At 55.3% G+C, this 24,975-nt stretch carries 19 protein-coding genes, 6 pseudogenes and 1 other annotated feature; of the genes and pseudogenes, 14 read left to right on the forward strand and 11 right to left on the reverse strand.

Features of this window, described 5'->3' with window-relative positions; all coding sequences use genetic code 11:
• Positions 1 to 325 precede the first annotated feature (325 nt).
• The 4 genes and pseudogenes from OAN307_RS19065 to OAN307_RS30355 all read right to left on the reverse strand — a co-directional run.
• Positions 326 to 905, reverse strand: a pseudogene (locus OAN307_RS19065) (IS30 family transposase); the annotation flags it as partial.
• Between the two features lie 480 nt (positions 906 to 1,385).
• A pseudogene (locus OAN307_RS19070) lies at positions 1,386 to 2,673 on the reverse strand (IS3 family transposase).
• Positions 2,261 to 2,377: a sequence feature (AL1L pseudoknot), on the reverse strand. Its footprint overlaps the pseudogene before it by 117 nt.
• On the reverse strand, positions 2,627 to 3,229 hold the full coding sequence (locus OAN307_RS30350) for a hypothetical protein (RefSeq protein ID WP_245540897.1): 603 nt from the start codon (positions 3,227 to 3,229) through the stop codon (positions 2,627 to 2,629). Before OAN307_RS30350 ends, OAN307_RS19070 begins: the two are co-directional and overlap by 47 nt.
• A gap of 178 nt (positions 3,230 to 3,407) precedes the next feature.
• Positions 3,408 to 3,569 carry a hypothetical protein gene (locus OAN307_RS30355; RefSeq protein WP_245540898.1) on the reverse strand — a complete coding sequence of 54 codons (162 nt, stop codon included), beginning with the start codon at positions 3,567 to 3,569 and terminating at the stop codon, positions 3,408 to 3,410.
• A 166-nt stretch (positions 3,570 to 3,735) separates the two neighbouring features.
• Here OAN307_RS30355 and OAN307_RS31700 point away from each other — a divergent pair.
• From OAN307_RS31700 to OAN307_RS19130, 9 genes and pseudogenes are all read left to right on the forward strand, one after another.
• Positions 3,736 to 3,805: pseudogene (locus OAN307_RS31700) on the forward strand (hypothetical protein); the annotation flags it as partial.
• Positions 3,806 to 3,922: 117 nt separating this feature from the next.
• On the forward strand, positions 3,923 to 4,036 hold the full coding sequence (locus OAN307_RS31705; RefSeq protein WP_456299429.1) for an amino acid synthesis family protein: 114 nt from the start codon (positions 3,923 to 3,925) through the stop codon (positions 4,034 to 4,036).
• 66 nt (positions 4,037 to 4,102) lie between these two features.
• Positions 4,103 to 5,599: pseudogene (locus OAN307_RS19090) on the forward strand (aldehyde dehydrogenase).
• Between the two features lie 701 nt (positions 5,600 to 6,300).
• Positions 6,301 to 6,918, forward strand: coding sequence for a MarR family winged helix-turn-helix transcriptional regulator (locus OAN307_RS19095; protein WP_015501195.1), 618 nt, complete (start codon positions 6,301 to 6,303; stop codon positions 6,916 to 6,918).
• Positions 6,915 to 8,123: a P-loop NTPase gene (locus OAN307_RS30800; RefSeq protein WP_015501196.1), complete on the forward strand. Its 1,209-nt coding sequence runs from the start codon at positions 6,915 to 6,917 to the stop codon at positions 8,121 to 8,123. The genes OAN307_RS19095 and OAN307_RS30800 overlap by 4 nt, the downstream gene beginning before the upstream one ends.
• Positions 8,116 to 9,360 (forward strand): DUF6522 family protein, encoded by a 1,245-nt coding sequence (locus OAN307_RS19105; RefSeq protein ID WP_015501197.1) that lies wholly within the window; start codon positions 8,116 to 8,118, stop codon positions 9,358 to 9,360. The genes OAN307_RS30800 and OAN307_RS19105 overlap by 8 nt, the downstream gene beginning before the upstream one ends.
• A 738-nt stretch (positions 9,361 to 10,098) precedes the next feature.
• Entirely contained in the window at positions 10,099 to 11,319 is a 1,221-nt protein-coding gene (locus OAN307_RS19120; protein ID WP_015501200.1) for an HlyD family efflux transporter periplasmic adaptor subunit, read from the forward strand.
• Positions 11,316 to 12,491 (forward strand): ABC transporter permease DevC, encoded by a 1,176-nt coding sequence (gene devC, locus OAN307_RS19125; protein WP_015501201.1) that lies wholly within the window; start codon positions 11,316 to 11,318, stop codon positions 12,489 to 12,491. The genes OAN307_RS19120 and devC overlap by 4 nt, the downstream gene beginning before the upstream one ends.
• A complete protein-coding gene (locus OAN307_RS19130; RefSeq protein WP_015501202.1) occupies positions 12,491 to 13,189 on the forward strand; it encodes an ATP-binding cassette domain-containing protein in 699 nt (232 codons plus the stop codon). Before devC ends, OAN307_RS19130 begins: the two co-directional genes overlap by 1 nt.
• Before the next feature lie 165 nt (positions 13,190 to 13,354).
• Here OAN307_RS19130 and OAN307_RS30370 read toward each other — a convergent pair.
• Positions 13,355 to 13,698: pseudogene (locus OAN307_RS30370) on the reverse strand (IS3 family transposase); the annotation flags it as partial.
• 13 nt (positions 13,699 to 13,711) lie between these two features.
• Between OAN307_RS30370 and OAN307_RS28420 the strand changes: the two are divergent.
• A pseudogene (locus OAN307_RS28420) lies at positions 13,712 to 13,900 on the forward strand (IS30 family transposase); the annotation flags it as partial.
• Positions 13,901 to 14,057: 157 nt separating this feature from the next.
• Here the strand turns inward: OAN307_RS28420 and OAN307_RS19140 are convergent.
• From OAN307_RS19140 to ugpB, 4 genes are read right to left on the reverse strand one after another with little or no spacing between them, the layout of a single operon-like run.
• Positions 14,058 to 15,113, reverse strand: coding sequence for a sn-glycerol-3-phosphate import ATP-binding protein UgpC (locus OAN307_RS19140; RefSeq protein WP_015501203.1), 1,056 nt, complete (start codon positions 15,111 to 15,113; stop codon positions 14,058 to 14,060).
• A gap of 9 nt (positions 15,114 to 15,122) precedes the next feature.
• Entirely contained in the window at positions 15,123 to 15,959 is an 837-nt protein-coding gene (ugpE, locus tag OAN307_RS19145; RefSeq protein ID WP_044044990.1) for a sn-glycerol-3-phosphate ABC transporter permease UgpE, read from the reverse strand.
• Between the two features lie 41 nt (positions 15,960 to 16,000).
• Positions 16,001 to 16,882, reverse strand: coding sequence for a sn-glycerol-3-phosphate ABC transporter permease UgpA (gene ugpA, locus OAN307_RS19150; protein WP_044044030.1), 882 nt, complete (start codon positions 16,880 to 16,882; stop codon positions 16,001 to 16,003).
• Positions 16,883 to 16,942: 60 nt separating this feature from the next.
• Positions 16,943 to 18,253, reverse strand: coding sequence for a sn-glycerol-3-phosphate ABC transporter substrate-binding protein UgpB (ugpB, locus tag OAN307_RS19155; protein ID WP_015501206.1), 1,311 nt, complete (start codon positions 18,251 to 18,253; stop codon positions 16,943 to 16,945).
• A 146-nt stretch (positions 18,254 to 18,399) separates the two neighbouring features.
• On the opposite strand from ugpB, the gene OAN307_RS19160 reads away from it, so the two are divergent.
• On the forward strand, positions 18,400 to 19,308 hold the full coding sequence (locus OAN307_RS19160) for a LysR family transcriptional regulator (RefSeq protein ID WP_044044991.1): 909 nt from the start codon (positions 18,400 to 18,402) through the stop codon (positions 19,306 to 19,308).
• A 192-nt stretch (positions 19,309 to 19,500) separates the two neighbouring features.
• On the opposite strand, the gene OAN307_RS19165 is transcribed toward OAN307_RS19160, so the two are convergent.
• Both OAN307_RS19165 and OAN307_RS19170 read right to left on the reverse strand, forming a co-directional pair.
• Positions 19,501 to 20,709, reverse strand: a complete 1,209-nt coding sequence (locus OAN307_RS19165; RefSeq protein WP_015501208.1) for a 3-deoxy-D-manno-octulosonic acid transferase — start codon at positions 20,707 to 20,709, stop codon at positions 19,501 to 19,503.
• 169 nt (positions 20,710 to 20,878) lie between these two features.
• Positions 20,879 to 21,784, reverse strand: coding sequence for a lysophospholipid acyltransferase family protein (locus OAN307_RS19170; RefSeq protein ID WP_015501209.1), 906 nt, complete (start codon positions 21,782 to 21,784; stop codon positions 20,879 to 20,881).
• Between OAN307_RS19170 and OAN307_RS19175 the strand changes: the two genes are divergently transcribed.
• The 3 genes from OAN307_RS19175 to OAN307_RS19185 all read left to right on the forward strand — a co-directional run bounded on the left by OAN307_RS19175 (position 21,785) and on the right by OAN307_RS19185 (position 24,972).
• Positions 21,785 to 22,594 (forward strand): phosphatase domain-containing putative toxin, encoded by an 810-nt coding sequence (locus tag OAN307_RS19175; protein WP_245540899.1) that lies wholly within the window; start codon positions 21,785 to 21,787, stop codon positions 22,592 to 22,594.
• A 599-nt stretch (positions 22,595 to 23,193) separates the two neighbouring features.
• Positions 23,194 to 24,726, forward strand: a complete 1,533-nt coding sequence (locus OAN307_RS19180) for a cryptochrome/photolyase family protein (RefSeq protein WP_015501211.1) — start codon at positions 23,194 to 23,196, stop codon at positions 24,724 to 24,726.
• A gap of 30 nt (positions 24,727 to 24,756) precedes the next feature.
• Entirely contained in the window at positions 24,757 to 24,972 is a 216-nt protein-coding gene (locus tag OAN307_RS19185) for a DUF2805 domain-containing protein (protein WP_044044032.1), read from the forward strand.
• The last annotated feature ends 3 nt before the right edge of the window (positions 24,973 to 24,975 follow it).

Below are 24,975 nucleotides of genomic sequence, written 5' to 3' on the forward strand. Positions count from 1 at the left end.
TAAAGCCGGGGAGGTTCAATATGAGATCAAAATGATGCCTACTTTCCATTGCAGAACTGAACAATTCCGAAAGGCTGAGATTTCACTGCTAGCGGCTGCCGCCACTCGAGGCCACCCAGCCAAAACTCATACGATTGTAGCACTGACAATAACACCCATTTGTTGAACGCACAAAATATCTTCGGTCAGATGCCCGTTTCTCAGAAGCAGTCATTGGGGCTACTACGCCTAGAAGTCGCATCGTCCGGCTGAGCCGACCTTGCCTAGCTCGCCAAACACAATTTCCTCTCCGCAGTGCCACGAAGGTCTTCTTTGAGCGGTGGGCTCAACTGATCGACGCAACACACTCCGCAAATCTCTCAGCTGGTGTTTGATATTGCAAGGTCTTGCGTGGTCGTTCGTTCAGTTGTCTGGCAATGGCGCTGAGTTTTGCTTGTGAATGGACGGACAGATCAGTTCCGCGCGGTAGATTTTGCCTCAGCAAACGGTTGGTATTTTCGTTGGAGCCACGCTGCCACGCATTGCCCGTCAGGCGATTGCAAAGCAATCTGCCGAGAGGGGGATTGAGGGTCGCAAAAATACACATCGACATCTGTTGCCAGCGTGAAGCGTGGGTTGTCTGCCAGCTCCTTACCGCGATCCCATGTTAGAGATTTGTAGAGTTCGCGCGGCAATTTCTGGGCTGATTTGATCAGCCCAGTGACGACGCTTTCGGTGTCCTTGTTGGCGACTTTGACCAGTATCACATACCGCGAATGGCGCTCCACAAGCGTCGCGACATAGCTGTTCCTAGAGCCACCAATCAGGTCACCTTCCCAATGTCCTGGAACGGCACGGTCCTCGACAGATGCAGGCCTTTCGCTAATCGATACAGCATCCTTGATCTGGCCAAGGCCGTTGCGTTTGAGGCTGGCATCAAGCCAAATTACTGGAAAGAAAAACACAATGGACTGGAATAAAAAGGCCCGACCATGGGTCGTGACGCATTCCGGCTTTTGGGACACATAGAGTCTTTCGCGATTTATTTCGCGGGGGCCTCTTGATTGAGAAAGCCATTGCCGTGTCTCGAACTTTCTCCAAAGCGGTGTGCCGTGGAACAACCAAGGTCGATAAAAGATCCTGCGTGGATCAGGTGCCTTGTTCTTTGGATTGTCGGCACCCAGCCGCATCGCCGGGGTCCGCATTACCGGCGCGGCGGTTCGCCGCTTCGGGACTTTCAGGGATTTGGACGATCCAGGAACCCGCACTGTAGAGACACCTTGGGCCACCTCGGTTGTGCCCTGTCCCGACGACCCAGACGCTACATACTGCCGTGTCTCGAACCAGTTGTAATACACACAGGTCTGAACCGCCCCGGCTTTACCGGAGGGTGATTCATTCAATGACTAGGCGAGCATATCGAGTTTGTTCAGGTTTGCATAGAACGCCTCCTCTGCTTCTGCGGGTGTGATGTATCCGATGGGGCCGAGCAGGCGGCGGTTGTTATACCAATCGACCCATTTCAGCGTTTCCCACTCAACCTCACGCATCGATTTCCATGGACCGATTTGGTTGATGACTTCGGTTTTGAAGAGGCCGATGACGCACTCGGCCAGCGCATTGTCGTAGGCATCACCGACGGTTCCGACCGAGAGATCGATTTCGGCCTCGGCCAGGCGCTCGGTATACTTGATCGACAGGTATTGTGATCCGCGGTCCGAGTGGTGGACCAAAGCCTTGTTATCTGGTGTTTTTCTTTGCCAGATTGCTTGCTCCAACGCGTCGAGCACGAATTGGGTCTTCATTGATGTCGATGTGCGCCAGCCTACGATCCGCCTTGCAAAGACATCAATCACGAACGCGACGTAGACTGTCCCTGACCATGTGGGCACGTAAGTGAAGTCTGAAACCCACAGCTTGTTTGGCCGATCCGCCTTGAACAGGCGGTTCACCTTGTCGTCCATTGCCTGGCAGGCGATTTGCAAAGCAAATCTGCCGAGAGGGGGGGGCATGGCAAAGACGTGTCCGGGTTCGTGGTAATGACCTTCTTGCCACGAACGACGCCTTTGATGCCCAAGGCGCGCATCAACCGCTCCACAGTGCAGCGGGCAACATCCTCACCCTCCCGTCGCAGAACATGCCAAATCTTTCGGGCCCCGTAGAGTTTGCAGTTGTCCGCCCAGGCCCCGTCGATCTTGACGCTCAGAGCGGCATCAGACTTGGCACGAGCTGACGCCCGCTCAGGATCACGCGCGATGGCGCGCCGGTCATAATAAGTGGAAGGGGCAAACTGCAGCGCCCTGCAGATTGGCTCGACCCCAAGTGTCTCTCGGCTTTCCGCAATGAAATCCATCATTTGCGAAACGGGCGGTTGAGCTCCGCCTGTGCAAAATACGCCGACGCCTTACGCAAAATCTCATTGGCTTGACGCAGTTCGCGGTTCTCACGCTCAAGTTCCTTGATCCGCGCCTTCTCAGCGCTGGTAGGCTCTGGCCGTTCGCCGCCATCGCGCTGGACCTGACGGGCCCAAACGCGAAGGCTGTCCGGTGAACAACCCAATTTACCCGCGATCGCCGTCAGCGCCGCAGCTTCGCTCTGATATTCATCGCGGTGTTCCATAAGCAGCCGAACCGTACGCTCGCGGAACTCAGGTGAATACGGCTTCGAGGCCTTCTTCTTTTGTGTCTGTTCCATAACGGGCAATTCTCCGAGAGTTTTGCCCTCCGGTAAAGCCGGGCCGGTTCAGTGTTTGGGTCGAGCTCATTTTCCTAGTTTGTTTTGGGGCTTTGTCACTCACCCTGGTCACGCGTCTCTTCGCAGTCTGGTTGATGCCATGATGGCACCGCTGCACGCATATGTCAGATCGGCAGTGGAGAGCCTTGCTTTGAGGCGCAATCCAGTGCCATCCGTCTACATCCGGTGAAGCGAGTTTGCGTGCGACTGCGACGACTGCGCGACGACGGCCCTTTGTACGCAGCCGCCGCATGCCCCCACTCATGATCCGCATGCAGTCCTCATCATGGGTCGCCGCGCGTTTGACGCGCCGGCCCAGTTCCGATGCGTGCGGATACATACCCACACGTGCATCCAAGATCGGCACCAAGGCGTGCACTAAAACGCCGTCCATCTCTATTAATGGCCGGACGACGCCATCAAAACCGCCGTGCTTCACAGTCTTGGTCAGGCGGATGCCAAATACCTTCAACAGCCCGCGCACTTCATTGGCCAAGTCCATTGTCTTCTTGAGCAAGGCTTAGCGTGTGCTCAATAGGGCACGGACACCGTGGGCCTCTCAGCTCTTCATATTGACCGGGCTGAACCAACCCGTGTGCAGTATTTGCGCGATCCCACGTGCGCCATTCTTATCCGTTCGATAGGTAAACAATTCACTGGATCATTTGCTGAACCATCTCACTATTGCCCATCGCTTACAGCGCCGCATTGACCTGTCGTGCCGCCATGCACACGACATCTAAGCCTTCTGCTTTCAGACCAAAGTACAGATGCTGGCTCATTGTGCCTGCTTCAAAACCAATCCGTTCAATCAGATGCAGAAAGCTTGCAAAGCGCGCAGGATCGCAACGACCCACCTAGTCCAACATAGTATGCCATCTTCTATCTCCCTTGTTCACAAATCATCTTGCGATCTTATTGGGAGATCGACCTCAGAACTGAGGCAGACCAATTTCCGCATGCTGTGAGGAGATCGACATGCAGCCAGAGATGTGAAAAATCGTTACCTATGACGAAGAGGTTTTGATTGAGGGCTTCGGCGCTGCAGACAGACCATGGCGCATGTTTGTCGTCGCAGCTGTCGTGCGCAAACCGTGGGCAGGGCGCTTTGTCGAAGATCTGAAGCCTGAAATTCAGGCATTCAGACCTGTTCTGGGCGAAATCATACCTCGCCTTCACAAACACGCGCGGTGGGGCAAATGCGCCAATCATGGTGCCGTTGATGGACAAAAACGATACAGCTCGTCGATCGCACTATCTGACCATCCAGTTCGCCATCCCAGATGCGCCCCGCCTTCTGGATCGACAGTGGGATGGACTTTGACCGCAGACGCGACTCACTTTCGCGCTTTATCTACGACGTCATGCCAGTGTTTTCATGAGGGGCCAGATGACACAGAAACCACATTATCAATTGTTCATTGATGGCGTGTGGTCCGAAGGTGCGACCGGTCAGATCATGGCCACGCAAAACCCCGCTACGGGCGAAAATTGGGCGACATTTGCCGGCGCGGCCCCAGAAGATGTGGACCGCGCCATTGTGGGCGCGCGACGTGTTTTAAACGACCCTGAATGGCGTGATATGACGCAAACCCAGCGCGGCAAGCTACTCTACCTGTTGGCCGATCTGACGATTGGCCGATCTGATTGAAAAAACCGCGCGCATCTGGGTCAGATTGAAACCACGGACAGCGGCAAGCTTCTGGCTGAAACGGCAAGTCAGACCAAATATGTCAGCGACTACTACAGGTATTATGCGGGCTTGGCCGATAAGATTGAAGGCGCGGTCCTGCCAATCGATAATCCCGATATGCATGTCTTTACGCGACGCGAACCGATTGGTGTGGTTGGCGCTATCGTACCTTGGAACGCACAGATGTTCTTGACGGCGACCAAGCTTGGCCCTGCGTTGGCGGCAGGGTGCGCAGTGGTTCTAAAAGTCTAGGAAGTGGCACCTGCACCGCTGCTGGAATTTGCGCGTTTAATCGAACAGGCAGGATTTCCAGCCGGCACGGTGTCCGTTATCAGTTGCGACGCTGAAAATTGCGCTGTCCCACTGACCCGCCACGTGGACGTTGATCGTATCGCCTTTACAGGTGGGCCGGACACCGCGCGCCATGTGCTCCGCAACTCAGCAGAAAACTTCGCAGTGACGTCTTTGGAATTGGGCGGAAAATCACCGATTGTCGTGTTTGAAGATGCAGGTTTAGACGGGGCGGCGAATGGGTTGATTGCGGGTAATTTCGGGGCGTCTGGGCAAAGCTGTGTGGCGGGTTCGCGCGGTTTGAACCATCGCCCCATCCTCAAAGAACTAATTCAACATATCGTACAAAAGACCGATGAGATTATGGTTGGTGATCCATTGGATGCAGCCACGCACGTGGGGCCACTTTGCACGCCTGCGCAGGTCAATCGTATCAAAGACGTGTTGGCCAAATCCCTCACACAGGGGGCCGTGATCCACTTCGGCGGAGCCGCAATTGCACGGCCTGGAAACTCCATGGCGCCAACCCTTGTAGAATGCGCAAGGCCCGACACTGAAACTCTACAGGTCGAAATGTTTGGCCCTGTGATGTCCTTGATCCCCTTTGATACCGAGGAGAAGAGGCCGTTGCGATGGCCAACGACACACCGTTCGGCCTTGGGTCTGGGGGTATTCACCCAGAACCTCGCGCGTGCGCACCGTGTCTCTGCACGGCTGAAAGCTGGCATCTGCTGGATCAATACATACCGTGCTGTCTCTCCAATTGTGCCGTTTGGAGGGTACAGCCAATCCGGCTACGGTTGCGAAGCGGGTCGCGAAGCAATCCACGATTACACCCACAAAAAGACAACATGGATCAGCACCTCTGATAGCCTAATGGCCAATCCGTTCATCATGCGGTGAGCAGTGGTCGGGCAAGGGTCAAAATTTTGAAGTAAAACTGTTTTTGTACTGATTTTACGCAATAAAAATGCGGCCATTCGTACCATTGCTGCAAACGGCAATATGGTTTTAGGTTTTTCGATGCGGACCTGAGCGCAGTTTTTCAACTTGGGCTGAATGCCGCCCGCGTTGGGAAGCATGACTAGGAGGAAGCGGCAGGGTCTTTATGAGACCAACGGGGAAAGCGTGAAGCGAGCCCTGCCTGATTGATGCACGGTGGTGAGTTTGTGTGATTCTGGCGCTGATCTGTGGGACCTGCACTTATGTTTACGTGCCGCGTTTCGTGCAATTCAGGCGCGCTGAACCGCATCAATTGCGCTGCAGACTAGCCGCTATTGGCCCTGAATGAGCTGCAGTTCAGGGGTTGGCCGTGGAATGTTGGCGTGCCTGTCATCATGCTGCTGCCTTTCTGGGTAGTACGCGGGATCGTGGCACCGCCCTGCGCTATAAGGTTTCGATGATGTGCATCGCGCCACTGTAGTCTGGAAGAACTTTTACACTTACCGATTGTTCTTTCCACCCGGCGATCCCAGCGCGCGCCAATCGAGCCAGAACCGCAATGGGTTTTCCGTGTCTGTCAAATCTAAAACCCTAGCCTATATCATATCAAAAATAAGTGATCTTGTATTGCGTAACTAGTTCGATTTCGCTATCAAAAAACCATGACATATACATCAAGCGGCTCTGACGAAATCGCCGAACTCCTCATCCATATAGGGCGCTCTTCGCGTGGTGAGGACTTGGCGTCCCCCCTGACTGCGGCGCAATGGACTTGCCTGCGGTTCTTTGCGCGCGCCAACCGCGTGTCGCGCACACCATCCGCGTTCGCCAGCTTTCAGGTTACCACGCGGGGAACGGCGTCCCAGACCATCAAAACCCTTGAGGAGAAAGGGCTTCTTGCGCGGTTTCGTTCTGATCGTGATGGCAGGAGCGTTCGCCTCGAGATTACAGAGCAGGGCCAAGAAACCCTTAACGCAGACCCGCTGGCAGATTTAATGTCGGTGATAGACCTCATCAAACCGAAAGAACGCGCAGCGTTTTTGGCAACTCTGTCGCACCTGTCCGAAACCCTCGCGGGACTGAAAGGGGCGCAGGCGTTCGGCACGTGCAAAGCCTGTACGCATTACAAATCATCAAACGGCGGGGGCTATTGCGCCTGTATCGCGGCAGAACTGGCGCCTGACGACTTTGGCAAACTTTGCGTGAACTTTGGCAGTGGCGATGTTGTGCCACACCCACCAATTCTATCGAATGAAATCAGAAAAGGTCGCGCGCAATGACGCAACAAGACACGAACGCAAAAGCAGCAGAGTCCGGCCAACAGGGCGGGAAAAGCGAACGCAAGCTTATCGCAATCAGCAGTGGTAAGGGCGGTGTCGGTAAATCAACCGTAACAACCAACATCGCTGTGGCATTGGCCCAGATGGGGCTGAAGGTCGGCGTTGTTGATGCTGATATTTACGGGCCGTCCATTCCGGGAATGCTCGGCATTGCGGGCAATCGCCCGCCTGCCATGTCACCGGACAAAAAAGTGATCCCGGCGCAGGCCTTCGGCGTTAAGGTCATGTCGATGGCGATGCTGTCGGACGATGACAGCCCTGCTATCCTGCGCGGTCCGATGGTGACCAAATACCTGCAAATGTTTGTCGCTCAGGTCGAGTGGGGCGAACTGGATGTGTTGCTTTTGGACCTGCCCCCGGGAACCGGTGATATTCAGCTGACACTTGCACAGGCGTTTCCGCTGACCGGTGCTGTCGTGGTCAGCACGCCGCAGGATGTCAGTCTGAAAATCGCGCGACGCGGCCTGCGTATGATGCAACAGGTGAACGTCCCGATCCTTGGAATCGTAGAGAACATGAGCGGCTTTGCCTGCGGGTCCTGCGGTGAAGTCACGCATATCTTCAGTAAGGGCGGCGGCGAAGCTATCGCGCGCGAAATCGGTGTGCCTTTCTTGGGTGCGGTGCCGCTCGAACCTGAAATTGTAGACTCAGGCGATGCCGGCAAACCAATGGTTATCACCCATCCAAACAGCGCGGCTGCATTGGTCTATGTCAAAATCGCCGAGGCGCTGGTCGGCGGCAGTTCCGCGAGGGGCGGTCTTGCGTTGCCGTTTGATTGGCATGTGTCCGAGGGTACGGGACAACCTGCCGAAGCGGCCCCGTTGAGCTATGGTGGCGCCGCTGACGTGCCTGTCGCACTTGATCACGACGAAATTGGGCTGACGATCCGCTGGCAGGACGGGTATGAACAAACAATCGGGTCGCGCGATCTTCGGCTGAATTGCCGCTGTGCAGCTTGTCGCGACGAGATGAGCGGCGCGGCCATACTTGATCCCTCCAGCGTGCCTCAATCTATTGCGCCGACACGGATATGGAGCCTTGGAAATTACGGCCTTGGGCTGGCTTTCAGCGACGGGCACAGCACTGGCATTTATACATTCAAAGCCCTTCGCGCCATGCAAAGCGTAGAGGTTGAGGATGTCTGAAGCTGCAACGCGCCGCCGCATTCGGGTACAGCCCGCGGTAAAAGACCCGCAAACACTGCGCTTTATTCTTGACGCACCCGTCCAAGACAGCACATCAGTCTGCTACGACGATGCAAGCGCGGACGCCCCGCTGGCGCGGGCATTATTTGCCATTTCGGGTGTGCAGCGTGTCGAGGTTGACGGCGCTTCAATCTATGTAAGTCGCAGCGCGGATGTGGATTGGTCCGCATTGAAAGCCCCAATTGCGGCTGCAATTCGGGATGTTCTGGAACGTGAAGCCTTGCCATTGGGACAACGGAGCGAAGCGCCTAAAGGTGAAGATGCGCTGCTTTTTCTGGCCGTCGCTGATCTGCTCGACAGCGAGGCGAACCCAGCGATTGCCAGCCACGGTGGCAGTGTCGCCGTTGAGCGCGTTGAGAACAGTGATGTCTATCTGCGGATGTCTGGCGGCTGTCAGGGATGTGCTGCGTCATCCGCCACGTTGCGTCAGGGCATAGAAACCATGCTGCGTGCAGGCCTTCCGGCAATTGGTGAAATCATAGATCTTACGGACCACGATGCTGGAACCAATCCTTTCTACGAGGGTGCGCAGGGGACGTCTCCGACGTTGAACCGGCCACTGCCACCCGGGACCATCGACTGGGACGACGGACAGGTCATTATAGACCCCGAATACCTCGCGCCGCGTCTTGGCCTAACGCCGGATACCTTGCGCGCGGGAATGCGCAACGGGGACATCGTCAGCAGGTCCGAAATCGGCACAGATACGGATGCCGGAAAGACGCGGGTTACGGTGCGAACGCCGGTCAGGGCTTGGTCGGCAGAAGTGTTATCGGATGGCACCGCGCGCGAAGTGCCGCCCCCCCGTTCACGGCCCACCGAAGCCACCGTCGGGGAAACGCTGGCTGACCAAGTTCGCCGATATCTCCAGACCCTGTCCGAAGACAAAGTGCCGATTACCTACGGCAAGCTTGCACGCGCGCTTGGCCATTGGGCACCGGGGTCCATCGCAAAAATAACCAAGGCACTGGAGGCTACCATGCGCGAGGATGCGATCACTGGGGCGGCCTTTATCGCAGCGCGTGTCGTCAGCCGTGGTGAGGATCAACTCCCCGGTAAGGGCTTTTTTGAACTGGCGCAGGCGTTGGAACGTGGACCCACGGATGGCAAAACTGAGAGTGCCTTTCACGAACAGCTTCTAGGTGAAGTCGCCTCCTTGCTCGAACAAGATCAGTAGTCAGACCCAGGATATTTGCCCAAGCCGACCGCCTTTTACAGGCGTTTTAGTCCTTTGCGTTGCCGTATTCTAGCGTGTCCGTTCGCGATATGCTGGATCGCGAGGCCCTCGGGATATTTGCCCGCCGACTGCTGCGCAACGTTCAGCAAGCGCGCACTTGGTGTCAACTCATCGTCGACGGTCGCGGATATACGCGCCGCAGCCTCCGAGCACCGGCACCGCGCTATGACAGCTTTGATGATCTAAATGCACATCGCAACAGAGGTGCTTTGAGCGTCAGTGCGACAAACTGCGCGGCCACAACCAAACCATTGGTGCGCGTCTTATGTTGGACTTAGAAGCCTTGATGGGATTGCCCGTCACGGAATACGAAGCCTGCGACCATGTCAGCACGCGGGCCACCCTTGCCGGCAGGTGATGCCTGCATCGCCGGGACGGCGATCCCGATGGTGCGCTATCGTCGCAATGATTCCACTTCAGCGGTGGCTTATCGTGTTGATGCACAAACCAGATCACTGGCGAGAAAGGTAAATCCGCCACGTTCAAAAACACCCCAACCAGCTGATCTTATGAAGCGGTGACACTCATCCAGAGGCCGTCAACCAAGCGCTCTGTCAAACGAGATGACAGTGACTCGTTTGACAGCCGCGGCGTCCTTGTGTGATCTTCAATCGGCGCAGTTCCCCGCCTTGGCGCCAACTGAACTCTGCGCCGTCTTGACCATGAAAGAACAAGCCAATGTCTGACCAACCGACGTCAACAATTGCTTTGCCACTGGATGATAACGGCACTGCCAAACCTATTGAACGCATAGCGCGCAGCACCACGATTTGGTCGTATTGGTTTGTCGTTCCCCTGGTCTTTGTCACGCTGTTCACGGGGGCTGTCATTGGCATGTATTTCCAACCGCCCGGACTGCGGGTGTTTTTCAACGCGACGGGGTTAGAAGCCGGGGCCGGAACGCAGACGCCCATCGCGCTGGCGATTGCGCAAGTTCAGACGCAAGAACAGGTCGCTGTGTTGAGCGAAGGCGACGTCGTGGCGCTGGGGCGTATTATTCCGTTTGGCGATGTTTCGAGTGTTGCGACGCCATCGGGAGCTGGTGACGCACGTATTGCCGAAATTCGTGTATCAGTCGGTGATGTTGTTGATGCGGGCGACATCCTCGCGGTGCTTGATAATCTGCCCCAACTCCAAAGCGCGGTGGCGTCCGCGAATGCAAATGTAACAGTGCGCGACGCCAACCTTGTGCAAACCCGCGCAGCGATCATCGCAAGTCGTGCGGAGGCGCAGGCGTCACTTGAGCGTGCGCAAGCAACTGCGATCGCGGCTCATGCGGATTTGGAACGCACGACGTCGTTGTTTGAGCGGGGCGTTACGACGCGCGCAGCATTCGATCAGATTATCGCCCGCGCCTCTGAGACGCAGCGCGATGAAGTGCGCGCCATTGCCACGCTTTCACGCTACGAAACCGGGTCACAAATCGTTCAGGCCGACATCGCCGTCGCGCAAGCCAATCTCGCAGCTGCACGCGCCGATTTGAACCGCGCCGAACTTGATCTGGGACGCGCCTATGTGCGCGCGCCCAAACGCGCCACGGTGCTCGATATCAATGCGCGTGTCGGGGAAAGCCCCCCGAGCGGTGGCATGATTGATCTGGGCGACACATCGCGCATGACGGTGGAGGCCGAAGTCTATCAAACCCTGATCGGGCGGGTCACGATTGGCGACCCCGTTGTCATCTCAACAGCCGCATTGTCACAGGATTTGACGGGCGTCGTATCAGCCATAGGGCTTGAAATCGGACGCCAATCGATCACGTCAAGCGATCCAGCGGCCAATACAGATGCTCGTGTAGTGGATGTCATTGTAATACTTGATGCCCCATCGTCTGAACGTGCGCGCACTTTCACCAACCTTGAAGCTATCGTCAGGATTGATGCGGGCCGATCAGAATGAGCAGGCTGCTCACTTATTTATTCGGTCGCCTGCCGATAGGCTGGTTGCAATTAACGCACAGCAAAGGGCGATTTATCGCAGCCGTGTCCGGTGTCGCGTTTGCAAACCTTTTGGTGTTCATGCGATTGGGGATCATGGGGGCGCTCAACAACTCGACCATCGCGCCCTACGCGATGCTGGACGCAGATATTATCGTGTCCTCTGACTCCGGAAATACCCTGACCGATAGCGATAACATCGCCCAGGTGTGGATGTTTCGCGCACTTGCGGTTTCGGGTGTTGCCGATGCCACGCCGATTTATATCGGCAACCTGCCGTTCACGCTCAACGACAGGAGTTCGCTTTCGCTTCTGGTATTTGGGTTGGACGCCACGCAGACCACGTTTGTCGTCCCCTCCATCGCGCAGTCAATGGGTCAACTTACGATCGAAAACACAGTCATTCTGGACCAAGACACGCGCGGTATTCCGACATCTGTTGTTGAAGGTATCGTAGACGGTGACGTCTACCCGTTCGAAGCAAATGGTCGTACCCTTGTGGCCGTCGCAACAATGGAGGTCGGTGGCGGGTTCTTGGCGGATGGCATGTTGGTGACGTCCGATCAAAGTTTTTTGCGGTTCTTCCCGACGCGCAGCAGTGGCGCCCCTGATCATATTTTGATCCATGTCGCCGATGGTGTTTCCACTGAAACAGTCGCACAACGCTTGCGCGCCGTGCTTCCGCCCGAAAGCGTCAAAGTGCAGACAGCGCAAGCAGCCGCAAAGGCGGATCTGGCGTTCATGTCGACGCAGCGACCGACCGGCATCATTTTCGGTTTCGGTGTGTTCATGGGCATCCTTGTGGGGCTGGTCATAGTCTATCAGGTTTTGTCCACCGACGTGGCCGACCACCTTGGTGAATATGCGACCTTCAAAGCCATGGGATACGGGCAGTCATTCTTTCTCGGCATCGTGTTCGAAGAGGCTATCGTGCTTGCAGTCTTTGGGTTCATCCCTGGATTGATCGTGTCGATCGGGCTTTATGCAGCGCTGGTTGCCGCCACCGGATTACCAGTTGAAATGGACGTTGGGCGCGCGCTCCTTGTATTTTTCGGCACACTGGCGGCCTGCACTATATCGGGCGCAATCGCCACGCGGCGGCTGGCCCATGCCGACCCAGCGGACTTGTTCTGATGGCCGAACACGACCCGATCCAAGTGCGCGGCCTCAATCACTTTTTTGGCGCCGGTGAAGCGCGAAAGCAGGTGGTATTTGACATCAATCTGACAATAGCAGCGGGTAGCCTGACAATCCTGATGGGCCCTTCGGGATCAGGCAAAACCACGTTGCTCACATTGATCGGCGCGTTGCGCGACGTCCAAGATGGGAGCGTCGGTGTTCTAGCCAACGAACTGAACGGCGCGGATGAAACAGCACTGGTGCATTTACGCCAACGGTTGGGGTTTATCTTTCAGGCCCATAACCTGCACGAAAGCCTGACAGCGACGCAGAATGTGTTGATGGGTTTGCAGGTCCACGGCAAAGGCAATGCCGCCAAACAACGCAAAGCGGCGCATCATATGCTTGGTCTCCTCGGTCTGTCGGATCGGCGTGACTACATGCCCGGCAACCTGTCTGGCGGTCAGAAACAGCGGGTCGCGGTGGCGCGTGCGCTGGTGCCAAATCCCGAGATTGTCTTGGCCGATGAACCGACAGCCGCGCTCGACAAAGCGTCCGGTCACACTGTCGTCGCGCTGCTCAAATCACTTGGACAATCGCGCGGAACGACGACTGTGATGGTAACACACGATCCTCGCATTCTTGAGATGGCAGACAGGATCATCACATTAGAAGACGGACGAATTGTCGCGGATATCACGCCGCAGAATTAGCTTTAAGTGGCACGCCAGCGGCCTCAGAGCTAAATCTGGACCAGGTCCGCAGCCCGCTCAGGCGGCTGTCCGACAAACGCTTCTCAGATACATCGCCATCGGCCTTGGTCTCGTGAACCAGTTGATCACTGTGATGCGGCGCCGGAGATCGTGTAAACCTTAAGCGGTTGGGCGAGATACGCCCAGCTTCGCCAAGGTGCGTTTGACAGGCAGATGTGATCCCTTGAACAACTTAATGATCTCAAGCGTCTCCTCTGCAGGATATCTCATTCTGGGTCGCACCATTCCCGAGCATGCTTTTTTGAGCATGCTTTTTTGAGCAGGCGCAGTTCGAGCGTCTGCTCCGCGATAACTTCCTTCAGATCGCACGCTTCAAGCTTCAAGCCGGTGGCGTTGCTTGACGTTGCTTGACGATTTGTGTCGTCAGATAATTGCTTCTTCCCGGCTTCAATGAAGTCTTTGGACCAATTGGTGTACAAGCTCTCGGCGATCCCTTCACGGCGACAAAGGGGCAATGCGTGACAACGTGGCACAAACGAAAATACCAACCGTCTGCTGTGGCAGTACGTCCCAAAAGGCACTGATTTGTCGATACATAGCCAAGCAAAGCCGAGTGCCATCGCAAGGCAGCCCAATGAGCGACCTCGTATGACGCTGGGAAACCAGGCTCCCGCAGAACGTTTCGATGCATGTGTTGCGTCGATCAGTTGAAATCGCCGCGGACTGCGGAGCGGCTGCCGTTAAATAATCTATGTAGAAGCTAGGCTAAGTGCCCAAAGCCGAGCTCAGGCGGTGCATCGCGCGCCAAGGGTTGGGGCTTCAAAAGCAGCAACTGAACCACGCAGAAAATACGTCGTTGTGGCCGCTATTATTGATCTGGCAGCCGTTCACCGGTTCTCGGATCGAAAAAATGCAGGTTCTTTGGATCAACGCCAAAGCGAATTATGTCACCTGTGACCGCATGGTGGACGCCGCCAAGGCTGACCGTAAACGCATCACTTTTGCCCGAAATTCGACCGTGAAACAGAGTATTCGCACCAAGAGGTTCGCCCATTTGCACTGTCATTGACAGCGGTCCATCGGAATCGGGAATAATGTGTTCAGGCCGAATTCCGACCGTCACAGGCCCCGCTGCACTGAGGTTCGCAGGCACAGTTGCATCCCCAATTTTTAGGGTGCCATTCGCAATCGACCCATCGAGAACATTCATCGACGGACTTCCGATGAACTGCGCGGCGAACAGGGTTTGCGGACGTTCATAGACCTCAAGCGGTGTGCCAATTTGTTCAGCGCGGCCCGCATTCATCACGATCATCCGATCCGCCATTGTCATGGCTTCAACCTGATCGTGGGTGACGTATAGCGACGTGATGCCAAGGCGATTTTGCAGGTCACGGATTTCAAGGCGCATCTGCACACGCAGTTTGGCATCCAAATTCGACAGCGGTTCGTCGAACAGGAACACAGCCGGTTCGCGCACAATCGCACGCCCCATCGCGACCCGTTGGCGTTGCCCACCCGACAGATCGCGCGGACGGCGATCAAGATAGTCTTCAAGCTGCAAAAGCTTGGCAGCGGCTTGCACCTTTTCGTCAATTTCAGCCTTGGGAAGTTTAGCGATCTTCAGCCCGTAGCCCATGTTTTCACGCACCGACATATGCGGATAAAGCGCGTAGTTCTGGAACACCATGGCGATGTCGCGGTCCATTGGTTCCAATTCATTCACGCGGTTACCACCGATCTTAATCTCGCCATCGGACACGGATTCAAGACCCGCGACCATGCGCAACAACGTGGATTTCCCGCAGCCTGACGGCCCCACGATGACGATGAATTCACCGTCCGCGATCGCCGTGCTGACGCCATGAATGACTTGCGTGCTGCCGAACCGTTTTTTGACGGCATTGAGGTCTACAGTTGCCATTGGGGTGCCTTATTTTTCGCTGTCCACAAGACCGCGGATAAACAGTTTTTGCATTGAGATCACAACGATGATTGGGGGCACCATCGCCAAAATCGACGTCGCCATAATAACCGGCCAGTTTGCCACATCATCGCCTGACGGGAACATCTGACGGATGCCCATGACGATAGTGTTCATTTCGGGATCGGTCGTTATCAGCAGCGGCCAGAGGTATTGATTCCAGCCATAGATAAACAGGATCACAAACAGGGCAGCGATATTTGTGCGGCTCATGGGGAACAGGATGTCCCAGAAAAACCGCATGGGGGATGCGCCGTCGACGCGCGCGGCTTCGGCCAGTTCATCGGGCACAGTCATAAAAAACTGGCGGAACAGGAAGGTCGCCGTGGCGGATGCGATCAGTGGCAGGATGAGCCCGCCGTAGCTGTTGAGCATGCCAAACCCTGCGATGACTTCGTAGGTCGGGACAATGCGCACTTCGACGGGCAACATGAGCGTCAGGAAGATGAGCCAGAAGAATATCATTTTTCCGGGGAATTTAAAGTACACGATCGCAAAGGCGGACAACAGCGAGATGACAATTTTACCGATTGCGATGCCCATGGCCATGATCAGGCTGTTTAACAGCATGGTGGCGACGGGAACGTTAACGCCTGAGACCAAAGCCTCACGGTAGTTATTGTAAAACTGATCGCCGGGCCACAGGGGCATTGGGGGCTGCACGATTTCAGGCTGCGTCACGGTCGACGCCACAAACGCCAGCCAGATCGGGAAGAACACGATCAGCACGCCAAAAATCATAATCACGTGGCTGAACCACAGGCTGGCCCCGCGTTTTTCGACCATGCCGGGGGGCGGATCGTTCGCATAGGTTTTGTCAGGACGGTTCAATAGTGCACCCTCCGTTCGATGAATTTGAACTGGAAGATCGTCAGGGCACCGACCACAACCAGCAGGACCACCGATTGCGCGGCGGACGAGCCGAGGTCTTGGCCCACGAACCCGTCCGAGAAGACCTTATAAACAAGAACAGTGGTGGATTGTTGCGGCCCCCCGCTGGTGATTGTGTGGATCACGCCAAAGGTTTCAAAGAACGCATAGACGATGTTCACGACCAGCAGGAAGAACGTCGTGGGCGACAGCAGTGGCAAAACAATTGTCCAGAACCGTTTCCAGAAACGTGCGCCGTCTATGGCCGCAGCCTCAATCACCGATTTGGGGATCGCCTGAAGCGCAGCGAAAAAGAATAGGAAGTTATAACTGATGCGCCCCCACGCGGACGCGACGACGACCAGCCCCATCGCCTCGCCGCCGTTCAGCACATGGTTCCAGTCATAACCTAGATTTCCAAGGTACCATGACACAACGCCAACGCGCGTGTTGAACATGAACAGCCACAGAACGCCCGCGATGGCCGGTGCCACAGCATACGGCCAGATCAACATCGTGCGGTACACGCCCGCGCCTTTGATCAGGCGGTCCGCAACAACTGCCAGAAACAGCGCGGGGATCATCGACGCCAGCGTCACAAGGGTGGAAAAGATTGCGGTCGTCAGGAATGAGGTGCGGTAAAACCTATCCGAAAACAAGAATTCAAAATTGCCAAGGCCGACGTATTGCGTCGACAATCCGAACGGATCGGGGATGAATAAGGATTGATAGATCGCCTGGCCCGCAGGGTAGAAAAAGAACACCGCTGACACGAGGACCTGCGGCGCGATGAGGCACAGCGGCAAAAGCCAGCCTTTAAATGTGACCCGTTTTTCCATAACATCCCGCGTTAAAAATGGAATGGGCGACCTGAATTGGTCGCCCATTCGTTAGTTTTATTAGTTCGCTTGCTCGAAGCGACGCAGCAGAACGTTGCCGCGCTCGACCGCGCTATCGAGGGCGGTTTGTGCGTCTTTGTCACCCACCCAAACAGCTTCAAGTTCTTCGTCGATGATGCCACGGATTTGGTCAAATGACCCCAAACGCAGACCTTTGGAATTCGCCGTCGGCTCGTTCATGGTCATCTGGATGACGGCCACTTCGGTGCCGAGGTTTTCATCATAGAACCCAGCGGCGCGTGTTGCGTCCGCTGCGGCTGTCGTAATCGGCAGATAGCCTGTGTCCTGATGCCATTTGGACTGAACATCCGAAGAAGACAAAAACGCAAGGAACTGTGCTGCACCTTCGTATTCAGCGGCCTCGTGGCCTTCCATCACCCACAAAGATGCACCACCGATGATGGTGTTCTGTGGGCTGTTACCAACGCCATCCCAATACGGAAGCGGGCGCACGTCAAAATCGAACGCGGCTTCTGCCTTGATGCCGGCATAGCCAGCAGAGCTTTCAGTGAACAACGCACATTCGCCCGCGCGGAAGTTCGCGCCACCCTCGTTGCGCCGGCCCGCGTAGAAGAATTTTCCGTCCTGTGCCCATTCACCCATGGCGGAAATATGCGCGACCTGTGCAGGCCCGTTGAACGCCAGTTCAGTATCGACGCCTGCAAAACCATTGTCCTGCGTGGCGAATGGCACATCGTGATAGGCCGAGAAGTTCTCAAGGTGAATCCAGCTTTGCCATGCGGTCGTTAGCGGGCATGTGCTACCACCGTCCTGCAACTGGCCAAGGACTTCTCCGACGTTCTGCCAAGTGGACAGATCGGTATCAGGGTCAACGCCTGCCGCCTCGAATGCATTGCGGTTCACCCACAAAACAGGCGTGGATGCATTGAAAGGCAAAGACAACATCTCGCCGTCCGTGTTGGTATAATAACCATTGACCGAACTGATATAAGCGTCAGGGTCAAAGTCAGCGCCAGACGCCTCCATGACTTCGGTCACCGAACGCACGGCACCTTCGGCCGACATCATCGTCGCTGTGCCGACTTCGAAGACCATCAAAATCTGTGGCTGCTCACCCGCGCGGAAGGCGGCGATGCCAGCGTTTAGCGTTTCGGAATAGTTGCCCTTGTGGGACCCGACGACGATAAAATCGTCCTGGCCTGCGTTGAATTGTTCTACTTGTGCCGCAACCAATTCACCAAGACGGCCCGTAAAGGCGTGCCAAAATTGAACTTCGGTCTGTGCGTATGCCGCGAACGGCGACAACATTGTGGACCCAGCGATCAAAGCGCCAGTTGTCAGGTTTCTCATGTTTTCCTCCCAGGAATCGCATCGAGATTTCAATCCGATGCATTGATGATGCTAACGTTTTAGCTAAGCCATTACATAATTCAAGACTATTTCCTGAGGAATTTATATAACACAATGTTATGAACCCAGTGAAACAGGCAATACTTATGAACACACGACCCAGACTTCGCCAACTTGAGGCCCTTAAATCAGTCGTAGATCACGGGACCATGACACGTGCCGCCCATAATCTGGATATTTCACAGCCAGCGGTCAGCAGATTGCTGGCTGATTTGTCTGATGAACTTGGGTTTGCCATTCTGGATCGCAAAAACGGGCGGTTGGTCCCCACGCAAGAGGCGCGCTACATCCTGCCTGACATCGCGCGCGTTCTAGAGATGATGAAGAATATTACCGACACCAGTCAGAATTTGAATGCACGCACGGCGGGGCATCTTCGGATCGCATGCTTGCCCGGTTTTGCGACAAGCCACTTGCCTGCCGTTATAACTGAGTTCCTGAAAGAGAGGCCCGATGTAACCCTAACCCTTGAGCCCGACCGCCCTGAACGAATCCTCGAATGGATCATCGGTGAACAATACGATTGTGGAATTACCGACAATTTTGGTGGCCACCCTGCGATCGACAGCATGTCGCTTGATGTCCGGACGGTCTGTATTTTTCCAGTGGGTCACCATTTTACAGAACTTCACCAGATAGAACCGAAACACCTTGAGGCTGAACGCTTGATCCACACGCGGCGTGATAGCAGTTTTTACCAATCACTTACCGACGTATTGCGCAAATTTGGCGTGACGCCAAAATATGTTGTAGAGACCCGCCAGTTTACTGCTGCCTGCGAACTCGTCATGCGCGGCGTGGGCGTATCGGTGGTCAGCGAGCTTGACGCACGCAATTATCGAGACCACCTGGAATTTCGCCCCTTTGTGCCGAGCATTCCACACCAAATCTCACTCGTTAGGCCAATCCATAAGATGCCATCAAAGATCACGCTGGATTTCATGGAGGCCTTCGAAAAAAGCCTAGGCGACCTGCGCATTGGACCGAACAGCTAAATACGCAGCCAGCCTAGCGGCACGAAGCACAATCGAGCCGTTTGTCCTTTTCGCGCATACGGAAGCTCCTTGCATGATCGTCGATCAATCCCAAGGCCTGAATGAACGCAAAAACCGTCATTGATCCCAATAATTGACGGCATATGCCTGCAATACCGGCATGCTGCGCCGAAATTCAGGATAGATCTTCGTTCAGTCTAAGTGTGCAAGAATGGCTTTCAAAGCGGCGTCCGTTGCGCCCGACGTTTCGGTCAACACCGCTTTTGCCGCCGCCGCCATGTTCCTGTGCGCCGCATCGCTTTGATTTAATGCCTCGCTCAAAGTTGTCGCATCCCGCACCGTTTGCGCTGCCCCAGATTGATCCAGATCATCGTAGATACCAGCAAAATTCGCTACATCAGGACCGTGCAGAATGGCCGACCCCAATTGCGCCGCCTCGTATGGATTGTGCCCCCTGGCCGGCACCAAAGATCCGCCAATAAACGACACCGACGCCAACCGATACCAGAGCCCCAGTTCACCCATTGTGTCGGCGATATAGACCTTTGTGTCTAGCACGATCGTATCGCCAGAACTGCGCTGCGCGGTAATGAAACCCGCAGACACGCTAAGGTCGGCGATCGCGGCAGCCCGCTCGGGATGTCTTGGTGCCAGAATCAGCAGGCCTGCGTGCGATTGATGTGCCGCAAGCACGATTTCTTCTTCACCTGAATGGGTCGACGCGGCGCACCAAACAGCCCTGTCGCCAATCGCTGCGCGCAGGCGGGTCAGTTCACCTTCGTCACACGCCAGCGGTGGGCGATCTTTCTTTAGGGATCCCGTCAACACAACCTTAGACCCTGACACGCCAATGGCGCAAAGAGCATCGAACGTGGCCTTTTCTTGAACATTAATCATATCGAAACTGGACAAAACAACGCGCGCCGAGCCCGGAAACTGGGCCCAGCGGCGGGCGGTTCGGCCCGACACGCGGGCATTCAGCAACAGCCTTGGAACGGCGCGTGCACCGGCTTCTCGCAGCATCCTTGGCCACAATTCGCTCTCGATCCAGATCGCGACGTCTGGCTGCCAATGCTTCAAAAACGCGCGACTGGCCTTTACCGTGTCATAGGGCGCCATTTGGTGCAGGGCCCGTGGCGGTAACGTATCAGCAAGCAGCGCGGCAGACGTGCGGGTGGTCGATGTGATCAGCACGGTGACGTCTTTGCGCGCGTCAAGAAGCGCCAAAACCAGTGGCAGGATCGATTGCGTTTCGCCAATACTGGCCGCGTGAAGCCACACCAGTGGCCCTTTTGGTCTGGGCCGATCTGCGACCCCCCAACGCTCACGTATGCGCGCAGGGTCTTCTTTGCCGTTCTCCAACGCTTTGCGCTGCACCCACGAAAATAGCGGCGCTGTCACATGGCTTGCCGCCAGATACACAGAGTGAAGTAAGGAAATCAGGGGACCTCGCCAGTGTCTACATCGTCAATGTTGAAATTGTTGATACGTGCCTAAGCAGACGGGCAATTTCAGTCAACCGCCCCGTCGTTGCGGCGTCATAATCCCTTTGGCAACTTAACCGCTGACTTTATTTGGCTTTCACCTTTGCAGCACCCTTGGTGGCTGTGCGGCCCTTCCAGCGCCGATGTGTCCAAAGCCATTGTTCGGGATGCGCGCGCACCTGCGCCTCAAGACTATCATTCAGCGCTTGGGTCATTGTCGTCGCATCGCTTACCGGCACCTGAGCCTCAACCTCAATGACATAGCTGAGGCCGTCAGGCTGACGGATGCCATAAACCGGAAACAACAAAGCCTCGTATTTCAGCGCCATTTGCCCCGCGGAAAGCGCAGTGTAAGCAGGTTCGCCAAAAAACGACAGACGCACACCGCGCGACATGTGCTGATCAATCAACAACGCCATCAACCCGCCGCCCTGAAGATGTCGGATCATCCCCGCAAACCCGTGACGGCCCCGCGAAAACAGCTTGCCACCAACAGCAGAAATGGCGGCTATGTAGCGCGCATGTATCAGTTTGTTATTGAGCGGGCGATATAGACCGGCGACATCGCCACCCTGTTGGACCACCGCAGACCGGAACACATCGTAGTTCCCGAAATGCCCCGACACACAGATCACGGCCTTTCCGTCAGCCATCGCGGCCTTCAAAGCTGCAGCACCCGCGCCGGTGAACGGCGTATTTGCCACGATGCCCTGCATATCTTTGGGGGAGAACAACTCTATGAACAACCGCCCCAAATTATTCGGAACAGATCGCAAAAGCTGACGTCGTTTGGCCCTAGGCAGGTCTGGCATCACATGGTCTAGGTTATCACTTATCCTGCGCCGCCACCCCAATACTGGCGCCACAATCCACGCCACAATCCACCCCGCCAGCGGCACCCGCCACCGATAAGGCAAGGCCCCCAACAGACCCAAGAATACCGTTAGGACAACGTATTGAATGCGGTCTTTCAGGGTCCCTACCTCAATCACTTGCCTTCACAACACGAAGACGTCGTTCCACGTTACGTTCGGCTTGTACGCGTAGCCAAGGGCCGCGAAAAGACATTATTGTCATCGCCAGCCCTGTTCACTATGTCATTCCAAGGTTTTACCGGATCGCGGGGCGCACAGTTGGGCAGATTGAGCAATCAGTTGAAAGATCGCTTTGACGCAACCAAAGCATCCTTTCGCACGGACCTGTCATCACCGGAGAACCGACGCCGCGCCGTTTTGTATGAACGCTGGTTCGACCACGGCTTCTTGCGCAAATTCTGGACCAACATGTTCGAAATTGCACCTGGTGTCTGGCGCTCAAACCATCCGACAGCCAAACGATTTCCGGCACTAACTGCACGGGGCATTCACACGATTATATCCCTGCGCGGCAGCACCACCACACCTTGGGCGCTGTTGGAAAAAGAAGCCTGCACGCGCCACGGGATTCGGCTTGAAACAGTGGCGTTGAAATCGCAAAGCGCACCAAATCGCCGCGACCTACAGGCACTTATTGGTCTGTTTCGCAGCGTTGAAAAACCGGTCTTGTTTCACTGCAAATCCGGCGCTGACCGTACTGGACTTGCCAGCGTGATGTATCTTTTGGTAATCGAAAATCAGCCCCTCGAACAAGCTCGCAAAATGTTGTCGTGGCGCTACGCCCACCTGAGCTGGACCAAAGCCGGGGTTTTGGACATGCTGCTGGATGATTTCGCAACGTCGGCTAGGCACGATTTCGAAGACTGGCTGGGACACGATTATGACGCCCGCGCGTTACAAAAAAAGTTTGAGTCAAAAAGCCGGTAGCATGCCACCCAACCATTTCCCAAGCCTCCGGCCCTTCCCAGCTTTGCCAGATGGCGGAATTTGTAGGAACGGTTTCTGAACACCTCGATTCTTCGGGCATTGGCACACGAGACGCTGGCTGAGGTCCCTCTGTGCGGTGGCAACAGATTGCCGTTTGCGGGCAAAATACCGTTAAGTTCGTCTTTAGAGAGAAGACTATGACAAACTTCAATTTGAACGTTTTCATAAACCAACCCTTTCAAACGTCAAACCAACCCACGTCTTGTTAGGCTAGGAAATATAGTTTCCCATCAAAATTGATTTGAGAATCAAGTTCAATTGTATGAGCGATTGTTGCGTATGCGACGTTAAAAAGAAGGGCACATAACAGACCTTCACTGCAGGTTGCATCAAGGTCTGGTTTGGAAGGACGCTGCGTCGATCCATTTGCGAAATGTTGATCGAGACTGGCGTGGCGGTTCCGAAACTTAAAGCACGCACATTTAGTCAGTTGATTTTGTGCCGCACAACGCCATCTCAAGCCCCATGAAAATGGATGAGAAAAACACCGCCGCGCGTAGGGTTTCCGGCAGCCGATTGTTGTGTATATGGGGCAACGTATGAAGCTGCGATTGATCCTTGGTGACCAGTTAACAAGGTCGCTTTCGAGCCTTACCGATGCCACCGCAGACGACGTGTCGTTGATGTGTGAGGTCCGAGCCGAGGCCACCTATGTCAAACACCACAAGAAAAAGATCGTCTTATTGTTTTCGGCGATGCGCCATTTTGCAGAGCAGCTATCAGACCACGGGCACAGCGTTCACTACGTTAAATATGACGACCCCGAAAACTCAGGATCGTTGCTGGGCGAAGTGACGCGAATCGCAGCGCAGCACAACATATCCGAAGTGATTGTCACCGCCCCTGCCGAATACCGGTTGCAGGATGAAATGACCCGCTGGTCAGACACGCTCAGCCTGCCGGTCACGATCCGGGAAGATGATCGTTTTTTGTGCACACCCGCTGATTTCGCGGCGTGGGCTGAGGGGCGCAAACAACTAAGGATGGAATATTTCTACCGCGAGATGCGCCGTAAATATTCAATCCTGATGGATCAGGATGGACCGATTGGTGGCCAGTGGAACTTTGACGCCGAAAATCGCAAACCGCCCGCCACCGGGCTGGTCGTTCCAGAAACCTATCACGCGCCACACGATGCCATCACACAAGACGTCTTAACCCTCGTTGCGACGCACTTCGCTGATCATTTCGGGGACCTGCTGCCGTTTCATTTTGCGGTCACGCGCGAACAGGCGTTGCTGGCTTTGGATGCCTTCATCACAGATCGCCTGCCGCAGTTTGGTGACTATCAAGACGCTATGATCCAAGACGAACCTTGGATGTATCACAGTCACATAGGTCTATATCTCAATTGTGGTCTGCTTAACCCGCTTGAATGTATCCAACGTGCTGAGGCCGCGTATCATGGCGGCGCTGCACCCCTAAACGCGGTTGAGGGGTTCATTCGACAAATCCTTGGCTGGCGTGAATACGTGCGGGGGATTTATTGGCTCAAAATGCCAGACTATAAGACGTTGAATTTTCTTGATGCCAAACGCCCGCTACCCGAATTTTACTGGACCGCCGACACCCAGATGAATTGCATGCGCCAGTGCATCAGTGAGACCAAGCAAAACGCCTATGCCCATCACATCCAACGACTGATGGTGTTGGGCAACTTCGCCCTGATCGCGGGGCTTGATCCTGACGCGGTCAATGAGTGGTATTTACTGGTTTATGCCGACGCATACGAATGGGTCGAATTGCCCAATGTCACAGGCATGGTGTTGTTCGCCGATGGCGGGATAATGGGCAGCAAACCCTATGCCGCCAGCGGGACATATATCAACAAGATGTCAAATTATTGCGGGTCGTGTCGCTATAAACCAACCGTCAAAAACGGACCAACCGCCTGCCCGTTCAATTATCTGTACTGGGATTTCATGGATCGCAACGCGGCCAAGCTGAATCGCAATCCACGCATGGGAATGACGTATCGAACTTTGGGGCGCATGAACGATGAAAAACGTGCCGCGATCAGTGACGACGCGGTTCGGTTTTTCAAAGCCATCGAACGGGGCGAAAATGTTTGACCGCCCCGATGTCAGGGGCCATTAAAACCCATGCGGAAAACATCCAATCTCAGTCCAGAACATATCAGCGACATCGTGCATATGGCGCTGTCTGACCACGTCAGTTTTGCGACCATCCAAGCGGAATACGGGCTTGGGGAAAAAGACGTCAAAGCGCTGATGCGCGACACGCTGAAAGCCGGAAGTTATAAGACCTGGCGCAAGCGGGTTCGCGTTTTCGGCGACCGCAGGGAAACCTACAAATAGGGG

It is taken from the genome of Octadecabacter antarcticus 307, from assembly GCF_000155675.2.
GTDB classification, from domain to species: domain Bacteria; phylum Pseudomonadota; class Alphaproteobacteria; order Rhodobacterales; family Rhodobacteraceae; genus Octadecabacter; species Octadecabacter antarcticus.

Bases quoted from the DNA above. Each gene is read 5' to 3' on its own strand.
- OAN307_RS19130 (WP_015501202.1), top strand. From the start codon at position 12,491: ATGGCCGAACACGACCCGATCCAAGTGCGCGGCCTCAATCACTTTTTT.
- OAN307_RS19120 (WP_015501200.1), top strand. From the start codon at position 10,099: ATGTCTGACCAACCGACGTCAACAATTGCTTTGCCACTGGATGATAAC.
- OAN307_RS19140 (WP_015501203.1), bottom strand. From the start codon at position 15,113: ATGGCAACTGTAGACCTCAATGCCGTCAAAAAACGGTTCGGCAGCACG.
- devC (WP_015501201.1), top strand. From the start codon at position 11,316: ATGAGCAGGCTGCTCACTTATTTATTCGGTCGCCTGCCGATAGGCTGG.
- ugpB (WP_015501206.1), bottom strand. From the start codon at position 18,253: ATGAGAAACCTGACAACTGGCGCTTTGATCGCTGGGTCCACAATGTTG.
- ugpE (WP_044044990.1), bottom strand. From the start codon at position 15,959: ATGGTCGAAAAACGCGGGGCCAGCCTGTGGTTCAGCCACGTGATTATG.
- OAN307_RS19095 (WP_015501195.1), top strand. From the start codon at position 6,301: ATGACATATACATCAAGCGGCTCTGACGAAATCGCCGAACTCCTCATC.
- ugpA (WP_044044030.1), bottom strand. From the start codon at position 16,882: ATGGAAAAACGGGTCACATTTAAAGGCTGGCTTTTGCCGCTGTGCCTC.
- OAN307_RS19185 (WP_044044032.1), top strand. From the start codon at position 24,757: ATGCGGAAAACATCCAATCTCAGTCCAGAACATATCAGCGACATCGTG.
- OAN307_RS19180 (WP_015501211.1), top strand. From the start codon at position 23,194: ATGAAGCTGCGATTGATCCTTGGTGACCAGTTAACAAGGTCGCTTTCG.
- OAN307_RS30800 (WP_015501196.1), top strand. From the start codon at position 6,915: ATGACGCAACAAGACACGAACGCAAAAGCAGCAGAGTCCGGCCAACAG.
- OAN307_RS19160 (WP_044044991.1), top strand. From the start codon at position 18,400: ATGAACACACGACCCAGACTTCGCCAACTTGAGGCCCTTAAATCAGTC.
- OAN307_RS31705 (WP_456299429.1), top strand. From the start codon at position 3,923: ATGGTGCCGTTGATGGACAAAAACGATACAGCTCGTCGATCGCACTAT.
- OAN307_RS19105 (WP_015501197.1), top strand. From the start codon at position 8,116: ATGTCTGAAGCTGCAACGCGCCGCCGCATTCGGGTACAGCCCGCGGTA.